The sequence below is a fragment of the Hymenobacter rigui genome (assembly GCF_003944715.1).
Lineage (GTDB): Bacteria > Bacteroidota > Bacteroidia > Cytophagales > Hymenobacteraceae > Hymenobacter > Hymenobacter rigui.
This window is the reverse complement of the sequence record NZ_RWIT01000001.1, coordinates 629790-647877: the sequence shown is the minus strand read 5'-3', so window position 1 is coordinate 647877 and position 18088 is coordinate 629790. Positions and strand designations below refer to the sequence as shown.

The 18088-nt window shown below is 61.2% G+C and carries 13 protein-coding genes; 4 read left to right on the top strand and 9 right to left on the bottom strand.

The window, feature by feature from the left end; genetic code table 11:
* Positions 1-59: 59 nt before the first annotated feature.
* The 6 genes from secA to dapF form a co-directional block, all read right to left on the bottom strand.
* On the bottom strand, positions 60-3470 hold the full coding sequence (secA, locus tag EI291_RS02695) for a preprotein translocase subunit SecA (RefSeq protein WP_125417700.1): 3411 nt from the start codon (positions 3468-3470) through the stop codon (positions 60-62).
* Between the two features lie 343 nt (positions 3471-3813).
* Positions 3814-4992 carry a UDP-galactopyranose mutase gene (gene glf, locus EI291_RS02690; protein ID WP_125417699.1) on the bottom strand — a complete coding sequence of 393 codons (1179 nt, stop codon included), beginning with the start codon at positions 4990-4992 and terminating at the stop codon, positions 3814-3816.
* Positions 4993-5079: 87 nt separating this feature from the next.
* The gene (locus tag EI291_RS02685) at positions 5080-6306 is read right to left on the bottom strand and encodes a glycosyltransferase family 1 protein (protein ID WP_170172470.1); all 1227 of its coding nucleotides are present in this window, start codon (positions 6304-6306) and stop codon (positions 5080-5082) included.
* Between the two features lie 227 nt (positions 6307-6533).
* Positions 6534-7049 carry a GNAT family N-acetyltransferase gene (locus EI291_RS02680; protein ID WP_125417698.1) on the bottom strand — a complete coding sequence of 172 codons (516 nt, stop codon included), beginning with the start codon at positions 7047-7049 and terminating at the stop codon, positions 6534-6536.
* Positions 7050-7196: 147 nt separating this feature from the next.
* Positions 7197-8204, bottom strand: a complete 1008-nt coding sequence (locus tag EI291_RS02675; RefSeq protein WP_125417697.1) for an ABC transporter ATP-binding protein — start codon at positions 8202-8204, stop codon at positions 7197-7199.
* Between the two features lie 135 nt (positions 8205-8339).
* On the bottom strand, positions 8340-9140 hold the full coding sequence (gene dapF / locus EI291_RS02670; protein ID WP_125417696.1) for a diaminopimelate epimerase: 801 nt from the start codon (positions 9138-9140) through the stop codon (positions 8340-8342).
* 328 nt (positions 9141-9468) lie between these two features.
* On the opposite strand from dapF, the gene EI291_RS02665 reads away from it, so the two are divergent.
* The 3 genes from EI291_RS02665 (at position 9469) to EI291_RS02655 (ending at position 12605) form a co-directional block, all read left to right on the top strand.
* Complete coding sequence (locus tag EI291_RS02665) at positions 9469-10353, top strand: class I SAM-dependent methyltransferase (protein WP_125417695.1); 885 nt, start codon at positions 9469-9471, stop codon at positions 10351-10353.
* Between the two features lie 94 nt (positions 10354-10447).
* Entirely contained in the window at positions 10448-11401 is a 954-nt protein-coding gene (locus EI291_RS02660) for a Ppx/GppA phosphatase family protein (RefSeq protein ID WP_125417694.1), read from the top strand.
* A gap of 133 nt (positions 11402-11534) precedes the next feature.
* The gene (locus tag EI291_RS02655) at positions 11535-12605 is read left to right on the top strand and encodes an Ldh family oxidoreductase (protein WP_125417693.1); all 1071 of its coding nucleotides are present in this window, start codon (positions 11535-11537) and stop codon (positions 12603-12605) included.
* Between the two features lie 77 nt (positions 12606-12682).
* Here EI291_RS02655 and EI291_RS02650 read toward each other — a convergent pair whose 3' ends face one another.
* Positions 12683-13516, bottom strand: coding sequence for a murein L,D-transpeptidase catalytic domain family protein (locus EI291_RS02650; protein WP_125417692.1), 834 nt, complete (start codon positions 13514-13516; stop codon positions 12683-12685).
* Between the two features lie 311 nt (positions 13517-13827).
* Here EI291_RS02650 and EI291_RS02645 point away from each other — a divergent pair, with 311 nt between their 5' ends.
* On the top strand, positions 13828-16197 hold the full coding sequence (locus EI291_RS02645; RefSeq protein ID WP_125417691.1) for an alpha-amylase family glycosyl hydrolase: 2370 nt from the start codon (positions 13828-13830) through the stop codon (positions 16195-16197).
* A 55-nt stretch (positions 16198-16252) separates the two neighbouring features.
* On the opposite strand, the gene EI291_RS02640 is transcribed toward EI291_RS02645, so the two are convergent.
* Both EI291_RS02640 and EI291_RS02635 read right to left on the bottom strand, forming a co-directional pair.
* Positions 16253-16969 (bottom strand): hypothetical protein, encoded by a 717-nt coding sequence (locus EI291_RS02640; RefSeq protein ID WP_125417690.1) that lies wholly within the window; start codon positions 16967-16969, stop codon positions 16253-16255.
* 16 nt (positions 16970-16985) lie between these two features.
* Positions 16986-17849 (bottom strand): murein L,D-transpeptidase catalytic domain family protein, encoded by an 864-nt coding sequence (locus tag EI291_RS02635; RefSeq protein ID WP_170172469.1) that lies wholly within the window; start codon positions 17847-17849, stop codon positions 16986-16988.
* Positions 17850-18088 lie beyond the last annotated feature (239 nt).

Here is an 18088-nt window from a genome sequence, read left to right as displayed (position 1 = left end):
TTAAAAATCGTCCACAAAATTCGTGGAAATCCGAAAACGAATCCGAAAAATCCGTGAGCCTAGTCGATGAGTACGGCCCGGTCGTTGAGCAGGTCGTCTTCCACCGATTTGTACTTCACGTCGCGCACGATGCGGCCGTCCATGTACTGCACACTCACCTTATCGTTGCGGTTGGCTACCTTCTGCGACTTGGCGGGCTGTTGCTTTTCCAGCACCTGCGGCATAGCACCGTCCTGCTCCAGGTCCTCGGGGCCGGCGCCCAGCGACACGGAAGAAACTTCCTTCTCGGCTTTCAGGCGGGGCTGGGGCGGGGCTACAGGCAACTCATCCTCGGTGAAGTACTCGGGCTCCTCATAGCTACCGTCCGGGCTGGCCTGCATGGGCACATCGGCGCGGAACAGGAACTGGATGGTGTCCTCGTTCACCTTGCTGATCATCTGCTTGAACAGCTCAAACGACTCGAACTTGTACACCAGCAGCGGGTCTTTCTGCTCGTACACGGCATTCTGTACCACCTGTTTCAGGTCGTCCATGGCGCGCAGGTGCTTGGTCCAGGCCTCATCGATAACCGACAGCACCACGACCTTCTCCATGCCCCGGATGATTTCCTGGCCCTGCGAGGCCTGCGCCCGGCGCAGGTTGGCTACGGCCTGAATCTGCTTGCGGCCATCGGTGAAGGGAATGGCAATATTCTCGTAAGGCGAGTTCTGGCTGAGCAAATCGTTGATCAGTGGCATGGAGTTGCTGCCGATGAACTCGTTTTTGCTGTGGTAATAGCCAAGGGCTTCGTCGTAGAGCTTCTGGGTGAGCGGACCGGCGGCCATGCCGTTCAGGTCCTGGGCCGTCAGGTGCGTATCGTAGCCGAATACGCGGATAACCGCCAGTTTGAAGTCCTCGAAGTCGTTGTTGCCTTTATGGCCCACCACGATGTCCTCGCAGACGTCGTAGATCATGTTCCAGATGTCCAGCTCCAGACGCTCGCCGTGCAGGGCGTTGCGGCGGCGCTTGTACACCACTTCGCGTTGGGCGTTCATCACGTCGTCGTACTCCAGCAGGCGCTTGCGGATGCCGAAGTTGTTTTCCTCTACCTTCTTCTGCGCGCGCTCAATCGAGGACGTAATCATGGAGTGCTGAATCACTTCGCCTTCTTCCAGACCCATCCGGTCCATGAGCTTGGCAATGCGGTCGGAGCCGAACAGGCGCATCAGGTTGTCTTCCAGCGAAACGAAGAACTGCGAGGAGCCCGGGTCGCCCTGGCGGCCGGCGCGGCCCCGCAGCTGGCGGTCAACCCGGCGCGACTCGTGCCGCTCGGTGCCGATGATAGCCAGCCCGCCCGATTCCTTGGAGGTTTCCTTCAGCTTGATGTCGGTACCCCGGCCGGCCATGTTGGTGGCAATGGTTACGGTGCCGGGGTAGCCGGCGGCGGCCACAATTTCGGCTTCGCGCTGGTTCTGCTTGGCGTTGAGTACCTGGTGCGGGATGTTGCGCAGCTTGAGCATGCGGCTCACCAGCTCCGAAATTTCCACGCTGGTAGTACCCACCAGCACCGGACGGCCGGCTTTCACCAGCGTCTGAATTTCCTCGGCTACAGCGTTGTACTTCTCACGAACCGTCTTGTACACCTTATCGTGCTCGTCCTTACGCTGGATGCCGCGGTTGGTGGGAATCACTACCACGTCGAGCTTGTAGATTTCCCAGAACTCGCCGGCCTCGGTTTCGGCCGTACCCGTCATGCCGCCCAGCTTGTGGTACATGCGGAAGTAGTTCTGCAGCGTTACGGTAGCGTAGGTCTGAGTGGCGTCTTCCACGCGCACGTTTTCCTTGGCCTCAATGGCTTGGTGCAGGCCATCGGAGTAGCGGCGGCCTTCCATTACGCGGCCGGTCTGCTCGTCCACAATCTTCACCTTACCGTCGTCGGTGAGGATGTACTGGTCATCCTTCTCGAACAGGGTGTAGGCTTTCAGCAGCTGGTTGATGGTGTGGATGCGCTCCGACTTGATCTGGAAGTCATCCATCACCTTCTCCTTCTGGTGCAGCTTTTCTTCGCCGCTCAGGCTCTGGTCCTTCTCAATGTTGGCCAGCTCCGAGCCGATGTCGGGCATGATGAAGAAGCTGTGGTCTTCGCCCTCGCCGGTAATCAGGTCAACACCTCGCTCGGTCAGCTCAATCTGGTTGTTTTTCTCGTCGATGGTGAAGAACAGCGGCTCATCGGCCTTGGGCATCTGGCGCTGGTTGTCCTGCAGGTAATAGTTCTCGGTTTTCTGCAGCACGGCACGCATGCCGGTTTCCGAGAGAAACTTGATGAGGGGCTTGCTCTTGGGCAGGCCGCGGTGGGCGCGGAACAGCATCAGGCCGCCTTCGCCTTCCTTGGGGCCGTCGTTACCTTCTTTGATGAGCTTGCGGGCTTCCACCAGGTAATTCTGCACCTGCTTTTTCTGGGCTTCCACCAGCTTCTGGATGCGGGGCTTGAGCTGGTAGAACTCGTGCACATCACCGCGGGGCACGGGGCCCGAGATGATGAGCGGCGTCCGGGCGTCGTCAATCAGTACCGAGTCCACTTCGTCCACCATGGCGTAGTGGTGGCGGCGCTGCACCAGTTCCTCGGGGTCGCGCGCCATGTTGTCGCGCAGGTAGTCGAAGCCGAATTCGTTGTTGGTGCCGTAGGTAATGTCGGCTAGGTAGGCCTTGCGGCGGGCGTCGGTGTTGGGCTGGTGCTTGTCGATGCAGTCCACGGTAATGCCGTGGAACTCGAACAGCGGCGCATTCCACTCCGAGTCACGCTTGGCCAGATAGTCGTTCACCGTTACCAGGTGCACGCCGCGCTTGGCCAGCGAGTTCAGGAAGGCCGGCAGGGTCGAAACCAGGGTTTTGCCCTCGCCCGTGGCCATTTCCGAAATCTTGCCCTGGTGCAGCACCACGCCGCCGATGATCTGCACGTCGTAGTGAATCATGTCCCAGGTTACCTCGGCGCCGGCAGCCAGCCACTTGTTGCTCCAGATGGCTTTGTCGCCCTCGATGCGCACGTTGGGCTTGCGGCTGGCGTATTCCCGGTCGTAGTCGGTGGCGGTAACCACCAGCTGGCCGTTCTGGGTATAGCGGCGGGCGGTTTCCTTGCAGATGGCGAAGCCCACGGGCAGCACTTCCATCAGCACTACTTCCAGCTCCTTGTTGCGCTGCTTTTCCAGCACGTCAATCTGGTCGAACAGCTCCTCTTTCTGCACGGCATCCAGCGTAGCGTCATCGTTTACGCGGGCGTGCAGGTTGGCAATCTGGTCGTCGATGGCTTTCAGGTGAGCGTTGATACGGGCCCGTACTTCATCGGTGCGGGCGCGCAGCTCGTCGTCGCTGAGTTGTGCCAGTTTGGCATATTCGGCGTTTACAAGCGCCACATACGGTACAATCTCCTTCAAATCCCGGTCCGATTTGGAGCCGAAAATTTTGGCGACGGTTTTCCCTAGAAAATCAAACATGCTGGTTTTACCTTAATTGAAACGCCGGGGCGCAACTCAAATTTACGGCGTTTTTCGGGAAAGTCCCGGCTGCTTTACCGTAAACACGTCGCCCTGGCCCCCAAAACGACAAACCCCGCACCTCAAAGAGTGTGCAGGGTTTGGCAAAGCGGCGAAGTTGTCAGGTTGTGTGTTGTCATTGCGAGGACGCAGGACGAACCAATCCTTCCTTCACGCAGTGCTGAGCCCAGACAGATAAAAAAGCCCCCAACGCCTGATTCCAGCGGTAGGGGCTTTTTAGAAAATCAACGCGTTTCGCTACGAAAAGGAAGGATTGCTTCGTCCTGCGTCCTCGCAATGACCGCTACTCCTTGGCTGGGTCGCGGGGAACCAGCTTATCCATGATGGACGTGGAGCCGACGATGGCGGGCTTTTTGGGCTTGAGGCTTTCCTCCTTCTCCGTGAGCTTCTTGTAGAGCGTGAGGGCCTGGGCTACTACTTGGTCCATGTTGTAGTACTTGTAGGTAGCCAGGCGGCCTACAAAGTGCACGTTGGGGGTTTCGTCGGCCAGCTTCTTGTACTGGTTGTACAGCTCGGCGTTTTCCAGGCGCGGCACGGGGTAGTACGGGTCGCCCTCGGCTTTGGGGTACTCATACACCAGCGCCGTTTTGGGGTGTTTCTGGCCGGTGAGGGCCTTAAACTCAGTGATGCGGGTGTAGAGGTTGTCGTTGGGGAAGTTCACCACCGGAGCGGCCAGGTGCTGCTCCACATTCAGGGTTTCGTGCTTGAACTCCAGGGAGCGGTAGGGCAGCTTGCCGTACTTGAAGTCAAAGTACTCATCCACCGGGCCCGTGAAAATCATTTCCTTGAATGGAATGAAGTCGATGATATCGTGGTAATCGGTGTTGAGCATCACCTTGATGTTGGGGTGGTCCAGCAGACGCTCAAACATGCGGGTGTAGCCGTGCAGGGGCATGGCCTGGTAGGTATCGGTGAAGTACCGGTCGTCGCGGTTGGTGCGGGTAGGCACGCGGCTCGTTACCGATTTATCCAGCTCCGAGGGGTCGAGGCCCCATTGCTTGCGGGTGTAGTTCTTGAAGAACTTCTCGTAGAGCTGGCGGCCTACTTTGCTTACCACCACGTCTTCCGAGGTACGGATAACGGGTACTTCCTCCGCCTGCGACTCAAAGAACTGCTCCACCTCAAAGCTGTTCAGCGAGAGGCCGTAGAGCTTGTTGATGGTATCGAGGTTGATGGGCATGGGCACCAGCTGACCATCCACGGAGGCCAGCACGCGGTGCTCGTACGGGCGCCACTCGGTGAAGTTGGAGAGGTATTCGAAAACGTCCTTGGAGTTGGTGTGGAAGATATGCGGGCCGTATTTATGGACCAGAATGCCATCCTCGTTGTAATGGTCGTAGGCATTGCCGGCAATGTGGCTGCGCTTATCCACGATAAGCACTTTCTTGTTGGAACGCGTGGCCAGCCGCTCGGCCAGCACACTACCGGCGAAACCGGCCCCTACGATGAGATAATCGAACATAGCTAGCGGTGTTTGGGAAGGATGAAAGAATGGGGGGGGGGGGAAATCGGGGCGGGATGCGGATAACTCAGCGCGGATGAACAGGTACTATCGGGTAGCCGACATGGCGGCCGTAACGGCCGGGGTCAGCTTGCGGGTCATGAGGTCCACCATCTGCTGCCAAGTCTGGTCCCAGCTGATGGTGGCGAGGTAGTCGTCGGTGCGTTGACGCCAGTCGGCGTCCTGGGTTTGGGTCAGGGCCTTTTCAATGGCCTGCCCAAATTCGGGGGCGGTAGCGGCAATCTGCACGAGGTTCAAGTCGCCGTAGGGCCGCACCACGTCGCGGATGGGAGTGCTCACCACGGGACGGCCAGCGGCCAGGTATTCCGGGGTTTTGGTGGGCGAGATGAAGCGCGTGCTTTCGTTATCAGCAAATAGCAGCGTAGCTACCTCCCAACCCCGCAGGTAAGCGGGTAGTTCCTGATAATCCTTGCCGCCCAGATAATGTACGTTCTGCTGGCGAGGCAGCGTGGCGGGGTCAATCTTCACCACCGGCCCGATGATGACAAACTGCCACTCGGGGTGGGCCTCGGCCAGCTCACGCAGCAGCTCAATATCCAGGCGCTCATCTACCACCCCGAAGAAGCCCACGCGGGGGTGGGCAATGACGGCCTGGTCGGCGGGCTCGGGCATTTCCTGGCGGGCCTGACCGAAGTGGGCTTTGTCGATGCTGCTGGGGAAGGGGTGGGCGTCGGGGTGCTGCTGGCGCTTGGCCTCGTAGAGCGTGTGGCCGCCGGTGAAGACCAGGTCGGCCTTCTCGAACAGCTCCTGCTCCCGCTCGCGCAAAGTGGGCGGCGCGAACTTGAAGGCGGCCAGCTCATCCATGCAGTCGTACACGGTGAGGGCCGGCTTGAAGAAGCGCGACTTACCCAACGCCATGGGCGTGTAGTACCAGAAGATGTACTGCGTGAGGCCCTGCTCGGCGAAGTAGTGGCTGAGCACCTCAAACTGAGCTTGGTCCGCGGCGGCTTCGTGCTCGGGGCCGCGCAGGCGGTTGGGCAGGTGCACCACCAGCACCTTCAGGCCGTGCTGGCGCTCCTTCACCTCCATGTGGGGCTCAATGAGGTCGTCGGCGTGAAAGAAGGCCTCTTCCACGTAAAACACCCGCCCGTGCTGGGCGAAGCGCGACATCAGGTGCTGGGGCCGCTGCCATACAAAATCCCAATGCAAGTGGGCAAAGCAAACGAGGTCGGGCAGAGAATACGCAGGCGTGGAATCAGCCTGGGGGTTGGCGGAGGCACGCACGGGCGACTCCACCGGCGGGGTCAGCGGCATAGAGGGGAAGGAGTAAAATGTACAGGTGCAGCCCGGTTGCTACACTGGCCTAGTTACCGGGCTGCTTCATCCTATACGCCCTTCAGACAATAAGGATATTGTCGAGGTTCGCTAATTGTCTTGGAACCGACAATCCAATCCTGTTAGTCCCCTATTCCCTGCCTTTGCGGCAGGTGTTCGGCCCCGGGCCAGAGGGCTGGCCTGTGGTATTGCGCCCCGATGGGCTACTACAGCAGCCGCTGTAGTTCCACGGCATCCTGCCAGCCAGCGGCCGTGCGCAGCCACTCCCGGCGCACCCCCACTTCCCGAAATCCGGCCGCCGCAAACAGCTGCAAGCTGGCCGCGTTATCGGCGGCTACGGTGCAGTAGAGCTGGTGTAGGCGCAACACCTGGCGGGCGTAGGGCAGCAGTAGCTCCAGTGCCGCCCGGGCGTAGCCGTGCCGCCGGTGCTCGGCCAGAATAGTGATGCCCACGCCGGCGCGCTGGTGCAGGGGCTCAAACCCGAATACATCCAGCGTGCCCACGGCCGCGCCGGTGGCCCCCTCCCCTATCACCAGCCGCAGCTGCCGCACCTCGAATAAGTCGGCCGCGGCGCTATCCAGGTACTGCCGCAGCACGTGCCGCGACACGGGAGCCAGTGTATCCGACACGCCCCAGACCGCCGGGTCGTTTTCCAGCGCATACAGGAACTCCAGGTCATCGGCTTCCAAAGGGCGCAGGAAAATCAGGTCGGAGCGGAGCATGTAGTGAGTAGTGAGTAGTGAGTAGTGAGTAGTGAGTAGTGAGTAGTGAGTAGTGAGTAGTGAAAAGCTACGCGTGTTGGATGTTATGCACGTGTTATTTTCTGCTTTTACAATACGAATCCGCGCAATTATCTCCCCACTTTTCGCCTACTCCGCCACAAACGCCAGCGCGGCACCGGGGGCCGGGGTTACGGCTACGGCGGTGCCCACGGCGGGCGGTTCGGCAGTGACGCGGACGCGCAGCTGGGTGCCGGCCGGCAGCTCCACTTCCACCTCATAGTAGCTTCCCAGAAACCGGACGGCCTGCACGCGGGCCGGCACGCCGGCGGCCCCGGCGGGGTGAAGCACGAGGCTCTCGGGGCGCAGCAGCAGCACCGGCGCGGGCAGACGACGGCGCGGGGCGGCCAGCAACGCGCGCAGGTCGGGGCCGTGGAGGCGGTTGTAGTCGCCGAACAGGGCGGCGGTGTACTCGTTTACGGGCTGGCGGTACACCTGCTCGGGCGGGCCCTGCTGCACCAGGCGGCCCTGCTGCAGCACCAAGATTTCCTCGGCCCAGGGCAGCGTATCGGTGGGGTCGTGGGAAACGAGCAGGCAGGTGATGCTGAGCTGCTCGCTTACTTCCCGCAAAATGGCTTGCAGCTGCTGCTTGTGCACCCGGTCGAGGTTGGAGAAGGGCTCATCGAGCAGCAGCAGGCGCGGCCCCGAAAGCAACAGCCGCGCCAGCGCCACCCGCTGCTGCTCGCCGCCCGACAGCTGATCGGTGCGGCGGGGCAGCAGGTGCGTAATGCGGCAGACCCCGTACACGGCGGCGGCTTCGGCGGCGGGGCGCTTGTTGGCGTAGCGCAGCACCTGCTCCACCCGCAGCGAGTGGGGCAGGTCGGATTTCTGCGAGAGGTACACGATGCCGTCGTGGCCCGGCACCAGCACTTCCTGCGGCCCCTTCACGCGCCGCCCCGCAAACCGAATTTCGCCGCCCGTGGGCTGTACCAGGCCCGCAATGCACTGCAGCAGCGTGCTTTTGCCAGCCCCCGACTCGCCCGCCAGCGCCAGCCGCCGCCCGGCCGGCAGCCGAAAGCTCACTTGCTGCAGGGCCGTAGCTCCGCGCTCGGTCAAGCTCAGGTCGGTAACGGTCAGGAATTCTTCGGAATCGGGCATAAAACAAGGGAGAATGACGGTTGCGGTGATACGCGAAGCCTTTGCTTCGCGTATCACAGAACAATAGAAGTACAGGCGTTTCTATCCCTTGTTCAACGATACGCGAAGCAAAGGCTTCGCCCTACTGGCACAATGCTACACGGCAACCGTGCCGCTGAAAACGTGGGTGGCGGGGCCGCTGAGGAAGACGTGGGTGAAGGAGCCGTCGGGCCGGGCCTCGAAGGCCACGCGCAGGTCGCCGCCGGGGGTGCGCAGGTGCACGGGGCTGCTGGCGCCCCGCTTGCTGGCGGCCAGGGCCACGGCCGTGACGCCGGTGCCGCAGCTCAGGGTTTCGTCTTCCACGCCCCGCTCGTAGGTGCGCACCTGCCAGGGCTGGTCGGGGGCCGAGGGGCTTTCCACGAAGTTCACGTTGGTGCCTTTCTCGCGGAACCGCTCGTTGTAGCGGATGGCGCGGCCCTCGGCAAACACGTTCAGCTCGGCCAGGGTGCTGGCGGGCTGGAAGCGCACCAAATGGGGCGAGCCGGTATCAAGGAACACGCCGTATTCCTCCACCTCTTGCTGGCCCAGCACGTCCTGCATGCGCAGGTGCACGGTGCCGTCGGCGTCGATGCGGGCCTCGTGGGGGCCGTCGGCGGCCAGAAAGCGGGTGCTGGTCTCGATAACGCCCAACTGGCGGGCAAACGCCACGGTGCACCGCCCGCCGTTGCCGCACATGGAACCCACGTAGCCGTCGGCGTTGAAGTACACCATCTCGAAATCGTAGGCGGCGTGGGGCCGCAGCAGAATCAGCCCATCGGCCCCGATGCCCCGGCGTCGGTCGCAGAGGAAGCGCACCAGCTGGTGGTTGGCAATATCAAACGTCTGGCCCCGGTCGTCCAGCATCACGAAGTCGTTGCCGGTACCCTGGTATTTGTGGAAGTGCAGCGTGGTGCTCATGGGGCAAAGGTACGAAGGGTTAGGTGGGTGGATGGGTTGTTTGGTGGTTGGATGGGTAGGTGATTGAATGGTTGGGTTATGATTGGTCATAAATCAAGCACGTCATTGCGAGGCGGAGCCGAAGCAATCCGTCCTTCACTATATCTGGCATTCAGACCTGTTCCCAAGCCCTTACGTTTGAGCTGGCGTAAGGGGCTTTGGAAGAACATAGGGTTAGGAGCGGCGAAAAGGAAGGATTGCTTCGGCTCCGCCTCGCAATGACGGTTCACCCAACCACCAAACAACCTACCCACCCATCCACCCATTCAACCATCATTACCTTTGCGGCATGTACACGTTTCTGACCACTAGCCCCTGGGCCGATTACGAGCTGATAGATGCCGGCAACTTTGAGAAGCTGGAGCGCTTCGGCAAGCATATTCTGGCCCGGCCCGAGCCCCAGGCCATCTGGGACCCGCACCTGCCCGCCTCGGAATGGCAGCGCGCCAACGCCATTTTCACCCGCGAAAAGGGCAGCCAGGAACGGGGGCAGTGGAAAATCAAGCCCGGCACGCCCGAGCAGTGGGTCATTGGCTACGAGCGGCCTGATGGGTTGAAGCTGCGGTTCCGCCTGGGTATGTCGTCGTTTAAGCACGTGGGGCTGTTTCCGGAGCAGGACCCCAACTGGCAGTTCATCTTCAACCAGACGCGCAAGCGCCGGGCCGCCACGCCGCGCGTGCTCAACCTGTTTGCCTACACCGGAGCCGCCACCCTAGCCGCCCGCGCCGCTGGCGCCGACGTAACTCACCTCGACTCGGTGAAGCAGGTGAACTTCTGGGCCCGCGACAACATGGAGGCCAGCAACCTCGACGGGGTGCGCTGGCTTGTGGAAGACGCCATGAAGTACGTGAAGCGCGAAGTAAAGCGCGGCAGCAAGTACCAGGGCCTCATCCTCGACCCACCTGCCTACGGCCGCGGCCCCAACGGCGAGAAGTGGCAGCTGGAAGATGAGCTCAACGAAATGCTCAAGCTCTGCAAAGAGCTGCTCGACCCCGAGGACCACTTCTTCCTCATCAACCTCTACTCGCTGGGCTTCTCGGCCCTGATTTTGGAAAACCTGGTGCACGAAATCTTCCCCCAGGCCCGCCAGAACCGCGAAATCGGGGAAATTTACCTGCACGACCGCGCCGACCGTAAGCTGCCCCTGGGCACGTTCTGCCGGTTTGGCAATTAATTTTAGCTGTTAGTTGCTGGTTGTCAGTTGTTAGTGTCGCTATACAACAAGCAGCCCATAACTAACAACTGACAACCAGCAACTAACAACTGATATGCTCCACCGTCGCCTGGCCCTGATTGATATGGGCACCAATACGTTTCATCTGCTGATTGTGGAGTTGCCTGAGCCGCGCCATGCCCAGCCCGTTACGCTGCTGCGCACCAAGGTGGGCGTGCGCCTGGGCGAGGGTGGCATCAGCAAGGGCCACATTGCCCCCGAGCCCTACGCCCGGGCCCTGCACACGCTGGCCGGCTTTAAGGAGGAAATGGAGCTGCACCAGGTAACCGACGTGCGCGCCACCGCCACCAGCGCCATGCGCGTCACCAGCAACGGCCCCGAGCTGGTAAAGGACATCTTCGAGCAGACCGGCATTCGGGTGGAGGTTATTGCCGGCGACCGGGAAGCCGAGCTGATCTGCGCCGGGGTGCGCCGGGCCGTGCCCCTGGGCCCCGACAAGCACCTGATTATGGACATCGGCGGCGGCTCGGTGGAGTTTATCATTGCCAACGAGCACACCATTTTCTGGAAGCAAAGCTTCGAGATTGGGGCCCAACGGCTGCTGGACCGGTTTTTCCCAGAGCCCAGCGGCGTGTTCCCGCCCGAGGCCGTAGCGGCTGAGCAGGCTTACCTGCAGCAAGTGCTGGCCCCGCTGGCCGCCGCCGTGCAGGAGCACCGGCCGGTAGGGCTGGTGGGCGCGTCGGGCTCGTTTGACAGCCTGGCCGACATGCAGCTAGGCCAGTTGCGCACCGAGGCCGAGCTGCCCCCCAGCACTGAGCTGGCCCTGGACAGCTTCCGGCGCAGCTACGCGCAGCTGCTCACGCTGCCCCACATGGAGCGCGCCGCTTTGCCCGGCATCCTGCCCATGCGCGCCGACATGCTAGTGGTGGCCTCCGTGCTCATCGACTACGTGCTTACCCTTACCGGCATCACCCACCTGCGCACTTCCGCCTACGCCCTCAAGGAAGGACTGCTGGCCGAAATGCTGGCCGGCTCCGCTGCAGAGTAACCTGTCATTCCAAGCGAAGCGAGGAATCTGGAAAACGGCTTCAGGCACTAACCCAGCTTCCTCGCTTTGCTCGGAATGACAGCCTTGTTTACGCATTCCACCCGAAGGCTTCCGATACACGCCTACGCCACTCATGACTCCGACTCTCTTTTCCTACAATCAGCTGTTTTCCTTCACCAAGGCCGTATTTCGCGGTATGGGCTGCCCGGAGGCTGATGCCACGCTGGCTACCGAAACCCTGTTGTCGGCCGATTTGCGCGGGGTGGACTCGCACGGGGTGGCCCGGCTGATTGGCTACGTGCGCCTCTGGGAAGCCGGCCGCATCAACGCCACGCCCCGCATCGGGGTAACCTACGAAACGCCCAGCACCGCCGTGGTGGATGGCGACGGGGGCCTCGGGCTGGTGGTGGGTCCGCGCGCCATGCAGGTGGCCCTGGAGAAAGCCCGGCAGGTAGGCACCGGCTGGGTATCGGTGAAGAACTCCAACCACTTCGGCATTGCCGGCTACCACGCCATGCAGGCCCTGGCCCTCGACATGATTGGCATTGCCATGACCAACGCCTCGCCGCTGGTGGCCCCCACCTACTCACTGGAGCGGCTGCTGGGCACCAACCCCATTGCCGTGGCCGTACCCGCCGGCGAGCAGCCCGATTTTGTGCTGGACATGGCTACCACCACCGCCGCCAACGGCAAACTCGAAATTGCCCAACGCAAGAACCTGCCCATTCCGGAAGGCTGGGCCCAGGATGCCCAGGGCACGGGCTCCACCGATGCCAACGCCGTGAAAAACGGCGGGGCGCTGCTGCCGCTGGGCGGGGCCACCGGCTCGCACAAGGGCTACGGGCTGGGTGCGGTGGTCGATATTTTCTCGGCCGTGCTCAGCGGGGCCAACTACGGCCCCTGGGTACCGCCCTTCGTGGCCTTCCTGCAGCCCTCGGCCAACCCCGTAGGCCAGGGTCTGGGCCACTTCTTCGGGGCCATGCGGGTAGATGCCTTCCGCCCCGCCGACGAGTTCAAGGCCCACATGGATAACTGGATTACCACCTTCCGCCAGGCCCAGGCCGTGGACGGCAAGTCCGTGCTCATCCCCGGCGACCCGGAACGCGAAACTTCCGCCGTGCGCCTCATCGACGGTATTCCGCTGCTGGAGCCGGTTCTGAAAGACCTGGAAACAGTGGGCAGCAAGTTTGGAGTGAAGCTGTAAGCAGAGCTGCGCGCGACATTAACGCAAACGGCCCGGCTGCATCTGCAGCCGGGCCGTTTGCGTTAATGTCGGTTGTACTAAATCATCTGATTGTCGCGCTCCAGCAGCGTGGTTACCGCCACGTCCTGATTCAGGTACTTAGACGAGTACGCTTGGTCGGGACCGTTGAGGAACAAGCAGGTCTGGCCTTCCACGGCTTCAATGATGGCGTCTTTCTGGTCCATGGGTAGGGCCGGGCAGCCGAGGCTGCGGCCCAGGCGGCCATTCTGCCGGATGAACTCCTCACTTACGTAGTCGGCACCGTGCATGACCACCGAGCGGCTGAGGGCATTGGTATTGTAGCCTTCGTCCAAACCTTGGAGCTTGAGGCTACGGCCGTGCTTGCCCTGATATTCGCCCTGGGTTACGTAAAACCCCAGGCTGCTCATGTTCGACTCGTTCTCGTTGGAGAAGTTGGTGGCCATGTTTTCGCCGGAGTTGTGGCCGTGGGCCACCAGCGTGTGAAACTTCACCTGCTTGGCCGCCAGGTCCAGCACCCACAGGCGCTTCTCAGTGGAGGGCAAGCCGAAATCAACCACGGTCAGCAATTGCTTATCGGCCAGTTTACCCTGCTTTTGCAGGTTCAGGTAGCCGGTCATGGCCTTTTCAAACACATCAAAGCGCAGGCCCTGCTGCTCCACCTGCAAGTCGCGGTAGAGGTCGTGCAGGCGTTGGTCGAACAGGCCGGCTTTAGTGACGGCCGCAACAGGCAGGCGCAGCTCGGAGCTTGGAGTAGCCGCTTTGGATTTGGTGACGGGTGCTGCCAGGGGCGTGGCCAGAAACAGCGAGGCGACGAAGGGCAATACCCGGCGCGCCATCCGACGGGCCCGGCGCTTCAAACGCTGACGACGCACTACACTCTGATTTTCCATCGACACAGTTCAGTTTCGGTTGCGAATCACGCAGCGACTCCCAAAGGGAGCTACCGTGCACGTAGGCTTCTACGAAAGCCCGGCCCGGCCGGATGCATAGCAGGCGGTCAGTCACGGGAAAATCTATAATGCAGTTTTCAAGATATTAATTCCCTCGCTTCCCGAAAACCTGTTAAAAGACTATCATCTTCCAGCAATACAACACCGGTATTTTCCTATTCAACTTCAGATATTAGAAACCCCAAAACTGCTCTTTCCGACGCTCCCACGCGTCGTTTCTTTTCCTACCAACCAATTCCCCCAATTCCCACATGTATACTGGTACACACTCCTGGTGGCGCAAGCTCACCCTGGCCGCGGCTGCCCTTTTAGTTCTGGGCGGCCAGCCTGCCAAAGCTCAAAAAGTAATCCTGCAAGGCTATTGGTGGGATTACTGGAACTCTAACTACCCCAATGGCTGGGCCAACTACATTGCGCTGCTGGCCCCGCGCCTGAAAGCCATGGGCATTGATGCCGTGTGGCTGCCCCCGAGCATCAAAAACGGCAACCAGGGCAATGGCTACTCTCCCTTCGATAACTACGACCTGGGGGATAAGTACCAAAAAGGCTTCACCGCCACCCGCCTCGGCACCAAGGATGAATTGTTGCGGGCCGTGGCCGTGCTCCACGCCAATGGCATTGAGGTGGTGCAGGATATCGTGCTGAATCACAACGACGGGGCCGGCTCTCAGACCGGGGCCGGCGGCCAGGACCCGGCGGCCTGGGAAGATTACTCGACCAGCAAGTACAAGAACTTCCGGTACGTGAGCTACAGCAAGCCCGCCTCGGCCGAAGACGCGGCCAACTACCTGGCCCGCAACGGCCGTTTCTCCAAAAACTGGCAGAATTTCAACCCTAATCCCGGCAATAACTCCACTTCCGGCGACTGGAACGCCGTGTACTTCGGGCCCGATGTGAGCTACTACAACGGCTCCTACGGCCAGAGCTCCAATGCCGCCTACAACCCCGTCCAGGGCGCCGACTACATGCGCAACGGGGTGCGCGACTGGCTGGTGTGGTACAAAAAGCAGGAAGGCTTTGACGGGGTGCGCATGGATGCCGTGAAGCACTTCCCCGACTTCGCCTCCGAGGATTTCCTGTATAACCTGCAAAGCAACGCCGGCTGGGCCTCGGGCGGGGCCACCATGTTTGCCGTGGGCGAATGGGTAGGCAGCAGCGGTCAGATGGACGGCTGGGTAGCCAACGTGCAGAACCGGGCCGGCACCTTCGATTTTAGCCTGCGCAACGGCCTGTACAGCATTGTGAGCGGGGGTGGCAATTTTGATCTGGGCAGCCTGCCGGGCTACCAGCAGGGCACCCGCGTGGTGAACATTAACGGCACCTACGTGCACCGCACGGTGCCCTTCGTGAATAACCACGACACTTTCCGGCCCACCACCGACGCCAACGGCAACTACACCGGCTGGAACACCGGCTCGGAACTGGCCCCCCACATCGACCCCTTCGACCCGCGCCTCTCGGCGGCGTATGCGGCGGCACTGGCCGTGGATGGCTCCCCGCAGATTTTCTTTGAGGACCTGTTCAACGTGGGCAGCACTAGCAAGCGGTACTCGCACCTGCCCACCAGCACCACCGATTTGCCGGTGCGCGACGACCTGAACAACCTGATCTGGTGCCACCAGAACCTACACTTCAAGGACGGCGCCTACAAGGTGCGCTATCAGGCCGCCGACCACCTAGTAATTGAGCGCAGCACCAAAGCCATTATCGGCATCAACGACAACTACAGCGCCTGGCAGAACAATACCGTTTCCTGTGATTTTGCGCCCGGCACGGTGCTGAAGGATTACTCCGGGGCCAATGGCACGGCTACCGTGACGGTTAGCGCCTCGCAAACGGTGAGTATCAACACGCCACCCTGCAATGGCACGGCCAGCGGCGGCCGGCGTGGCTACTCGGTGTGGGCACCTACCGGTATCGGCACCAACTACACCCGGGCGGCTATGGCCACCACCCAGGAATGGGAGCTAGCCGATGATCTGGGCGATTCGCACGCCTCGTCGCTGAAGCAGGGCGGACAGCTGCCAGCTTCGTCCACGGCGTACCGCACGGCGGGCCGCATTTATGTGGCTTCGGGCAAAACGGTTACTTACAACCTCTTCCCCACCGATGCTACCCGCAGCCTCACGGTGGAAGTAGTAAGCAGCACGGGCACCATTCTGAGCAGCAAAACCGGCACGGGCAACCTTAACGGCACCTATGCTCCCACGGCAGATGGCTGGCTGACGCTGCGTGCCAAAAACGCCTCTACCACCAACCCCGCCCAGCGGGCATTCGTGAAGGCTATCTACACCGCGCCGGCCGTGCTGAACACCACCGCCATGCGCGAAACCACCGTCACAGCTACCGCCAAGGAAACCGCCGCGCTGGGTGCCGACCTGGCCGTGTACCCCAACCCCACCGCCTCTGACCGGATTGACGTGGTGATTCAGTCGCCAAAGGAAATGACGGCAACTTTACACCTCATTGACCTGCTGGGCCGCCCGGTGCACGAACAATCCATGCGCCTGTATCCCGGCTCCACCGAGCAGCGCCTGAGCGTAACCCGCACCCTGCCCGCCGGCGTGTATCAGCTCACCGTACCCGAGCTGAACCTGAGCCGGAAGGTGGTGGTGAAGTAACTGCTGGCCCTATCGTATAAAAAGCCCCGTCGGAATATTCCGGCGGGGCTTTTTTTCATGGAAACGAGGTGATGTGGGCCCGAACGTACTCACTTAGTTTTTCGTCAATTAACACTCGTTGACCTTGATAAACATCCTCATACTGCTGTAGCTCCGGGTCTGCTGGCGCGTAGCCTTTTTGCCGCAAAGCTTCGCGATAACTCGTAGTCAGCCTTACCTGCTGATAGCGTTGGTTCGCCGCCCGTAGATTGGCTGCAACTGCCGGCAACTCCAATTCTTGCTCGAAAACCTCAAGCACAGCCTCCATTTCGAATGATAAAGCAGCAGGAAAACTTTCCCATTCTTCGTACGTCGTCCATTCCTGAATAAGCAGCAACGCGTACTGGGGCCGATTCAATCCTGCCAGATCTGTTACACGAAACCAATACTTGCGCTGCAGTTGGGCCGCCTGCTCTACCACAAGAGCTATATCGCTAAGTGCCTGACCGTTTTGTGTGCATTTGCAAAGAATACGCTCAGATACAGAATACTTACTGTTTTCTATCTGTATAAGGGTTTGGCGAATGTCAAAGTGGTTCACCTTCAGACAGTGCAGACAAAGGCTGACATCAGCCCCAGTCTTCTCAACCACAAGTGCGAGCCTTTCAGCTTTGAACCGCTCAACAGCGGCCGGCACATCACCTTTGGTCTCCGCTAATAGCCGCAGGCCCTCCCGCATCTCGACGGGTACTTGCTTCCTCATGGCTGATAAAGCAATTAATTCTTCTTTCATGGCGAAGCTGTTCTCTTTACCGCCACCCCCGCGACGCCAGTTGCTGCGCGGCGGCTTCGGGGTTTAGCCACTTTGATTCCAGGCCAGGGCCGCTGAGGTAGAGGCAACCGCCCTCCCCTACCGTGCGGATGATGGCGCGGTACTGGTCAGGCGGCAGTGCGGGGCAACCACGGCTGTAGCCGGCCTGGCCATGGCGCTGCAGGTGTTGCCGGCTCACATAGTCGGCGGCGTGAAGCACCACGTAGCGGCGTAGGGCGTTATCGTTCTGGCCCGCGTCGAGGCCACGCAGGCGGCGCGAGAGACCGTGCTTACCGCCGTAAGTATCTTGGGTGCGGTAGAAGCCCAGGGCCGTGCACGCCGATTTCATGACGTTGGAGAACCGCCGGGCGCGCAGGTGGCCAGAGCCCCGGCCGTGGGCTACGTGGCTGTTCTGGAGTACCTCAGCCTTCCGCAGATCCAGCACCCACAGCCGCTTTTCAGAGGACGGCAAATCCATATCGGCCACGGCCAGAATGCCCGGCTGGCTGATTTTGCCGGCTTGCCGCAGCGTCAGGTAACCCACGCAGGCACGTTCCAATACCTCGGGGCGCAGCGCTTCTGCCGCGGGGCCCAGCTGTGCGTGCAGCTGCTGCACAGCCTGGTGCAGCGAATCAGGTACGCTGGCCAGCGGCTCCAGTGGCGTCAGGCGCAGCGAATCGGGCAGAGCGGGCGCAGCAACCGTATCTGCCGGAACCGACCGGGACCGGACGGCCGCCGTCTGGACCGCTTGTAGCTCGCCGGCTGAGGATTGACAGCCCGCCAGCACACCACCCAGCAGCAGCAGGGCAGCGGCTGACTGCCAACGGCCAAAACGGGAGCGGAACGTAGCGGTAGAGAGCATAGCATTGGGGTAAATACTGCCCGAAAATCCGCATTCGGTAAGCTGTATCCAAGCCATCAGCCCCGACACGATGGTCGGAACAGTACTAAACTAGATAAAAAACCTCTTTCCTGCTACGCAAAGAGGCTTTTGCATTACCAACGCTTGCCGGAATAATACGGCGCGGAGCGGGCATGACTCCGGCAGCGCGCCGCGGCCTGTTGCTCCGTCAGCCGCCGTCGGGTGGGTAACGGTACCGG

Coding starts and splice junctions, on each gene's coding strand:
- secA (WP_125417700.1), bottom strand. CDS start 3,470: ATGTTTGATTTTCTAGGGAAAACCGTCGCCAAAATTTTCGGCTCCAAA.
- glf (WP_125417699.1), bottom strand. CDS start 4,992: ATGTTCGATTATCTCATCGTAGGGGCCGGTTTCGCCGGTAGTGTGCTG.
- EI291_RS02685 (WP_170172470.1), bottom strand. CDS start 6,306: ATGCCGCTGACCCCGCCGGTGGAGTCGCCCGTGCGTGCCTCCGCCAAC.
- EI291_RS02680 (WP_125417698.1), bottom strand. CDS start 7,049: ATGCTCCGCTCCGACCTGATTTTCCTGCGCCCTTTGGAAGCCGATGAC.
- EI291_RS02675 (WP_125417697.1), bottom strand. CDS start 8,204: ATGCCCGATTCCGAAGAATTCCTGACCGTTACCGACCTGAGCTTGACC.
- dapF (WP_125417696.1), bottom strand. CDS start 9,140: ATGAGCACCACGCTGCACTTCCACAAATACCAGGGTACCGGCAACGAC.
- EI291_RS02665 (WP_125417695.1), top strand. CDS start 9,469: ATGTACACGTTTCTGACCACTAGCCCCTGGGCCGATTACGAGCTGATA.
- EI291_RS02660 (WP_125417694.1), top strand. CDS start 10,448: ATGCTCCACCGTCGCCTGGCCCTGATTGATATGGGCACCAATACGTTT.
- EI291_RS02655 (WP_125417693.1), top strand. CDS start 11,535: ATGACTCCGACTCTCTTTTCCTACAATCAGCTGTTTTCCTTCACCAAG.
- EI291_RS02650 (WP_125417692.1), bottom strand. CDS start 13,516: ATGGAAAATCAGAGTGTAGTGCGTCGTCAGCGTTTGAAGCGCCGGGCC.
- EI291_RS02645 (WP_125417691.1), top strand. CDS start 13,828: ATGTATACTGGTACACACTCCTGGTGGCGCAAGCTCACCCTGGCCGCG.
- EI291_RS02640 (WP_125417690.1), bottom strand. CDS start 16,969: ATGAAAGAAGAATTAATTGCTTTATCAGCCATGAGGAAGCAAGTACCC.
- EI291_RS02635 (WP_170172469.1), bottom strand. CDS start 17,849: ATGCTCTCTACCGCTACGTTCCGCTCCCGTTTTGGCCGTTGGCAGTCA.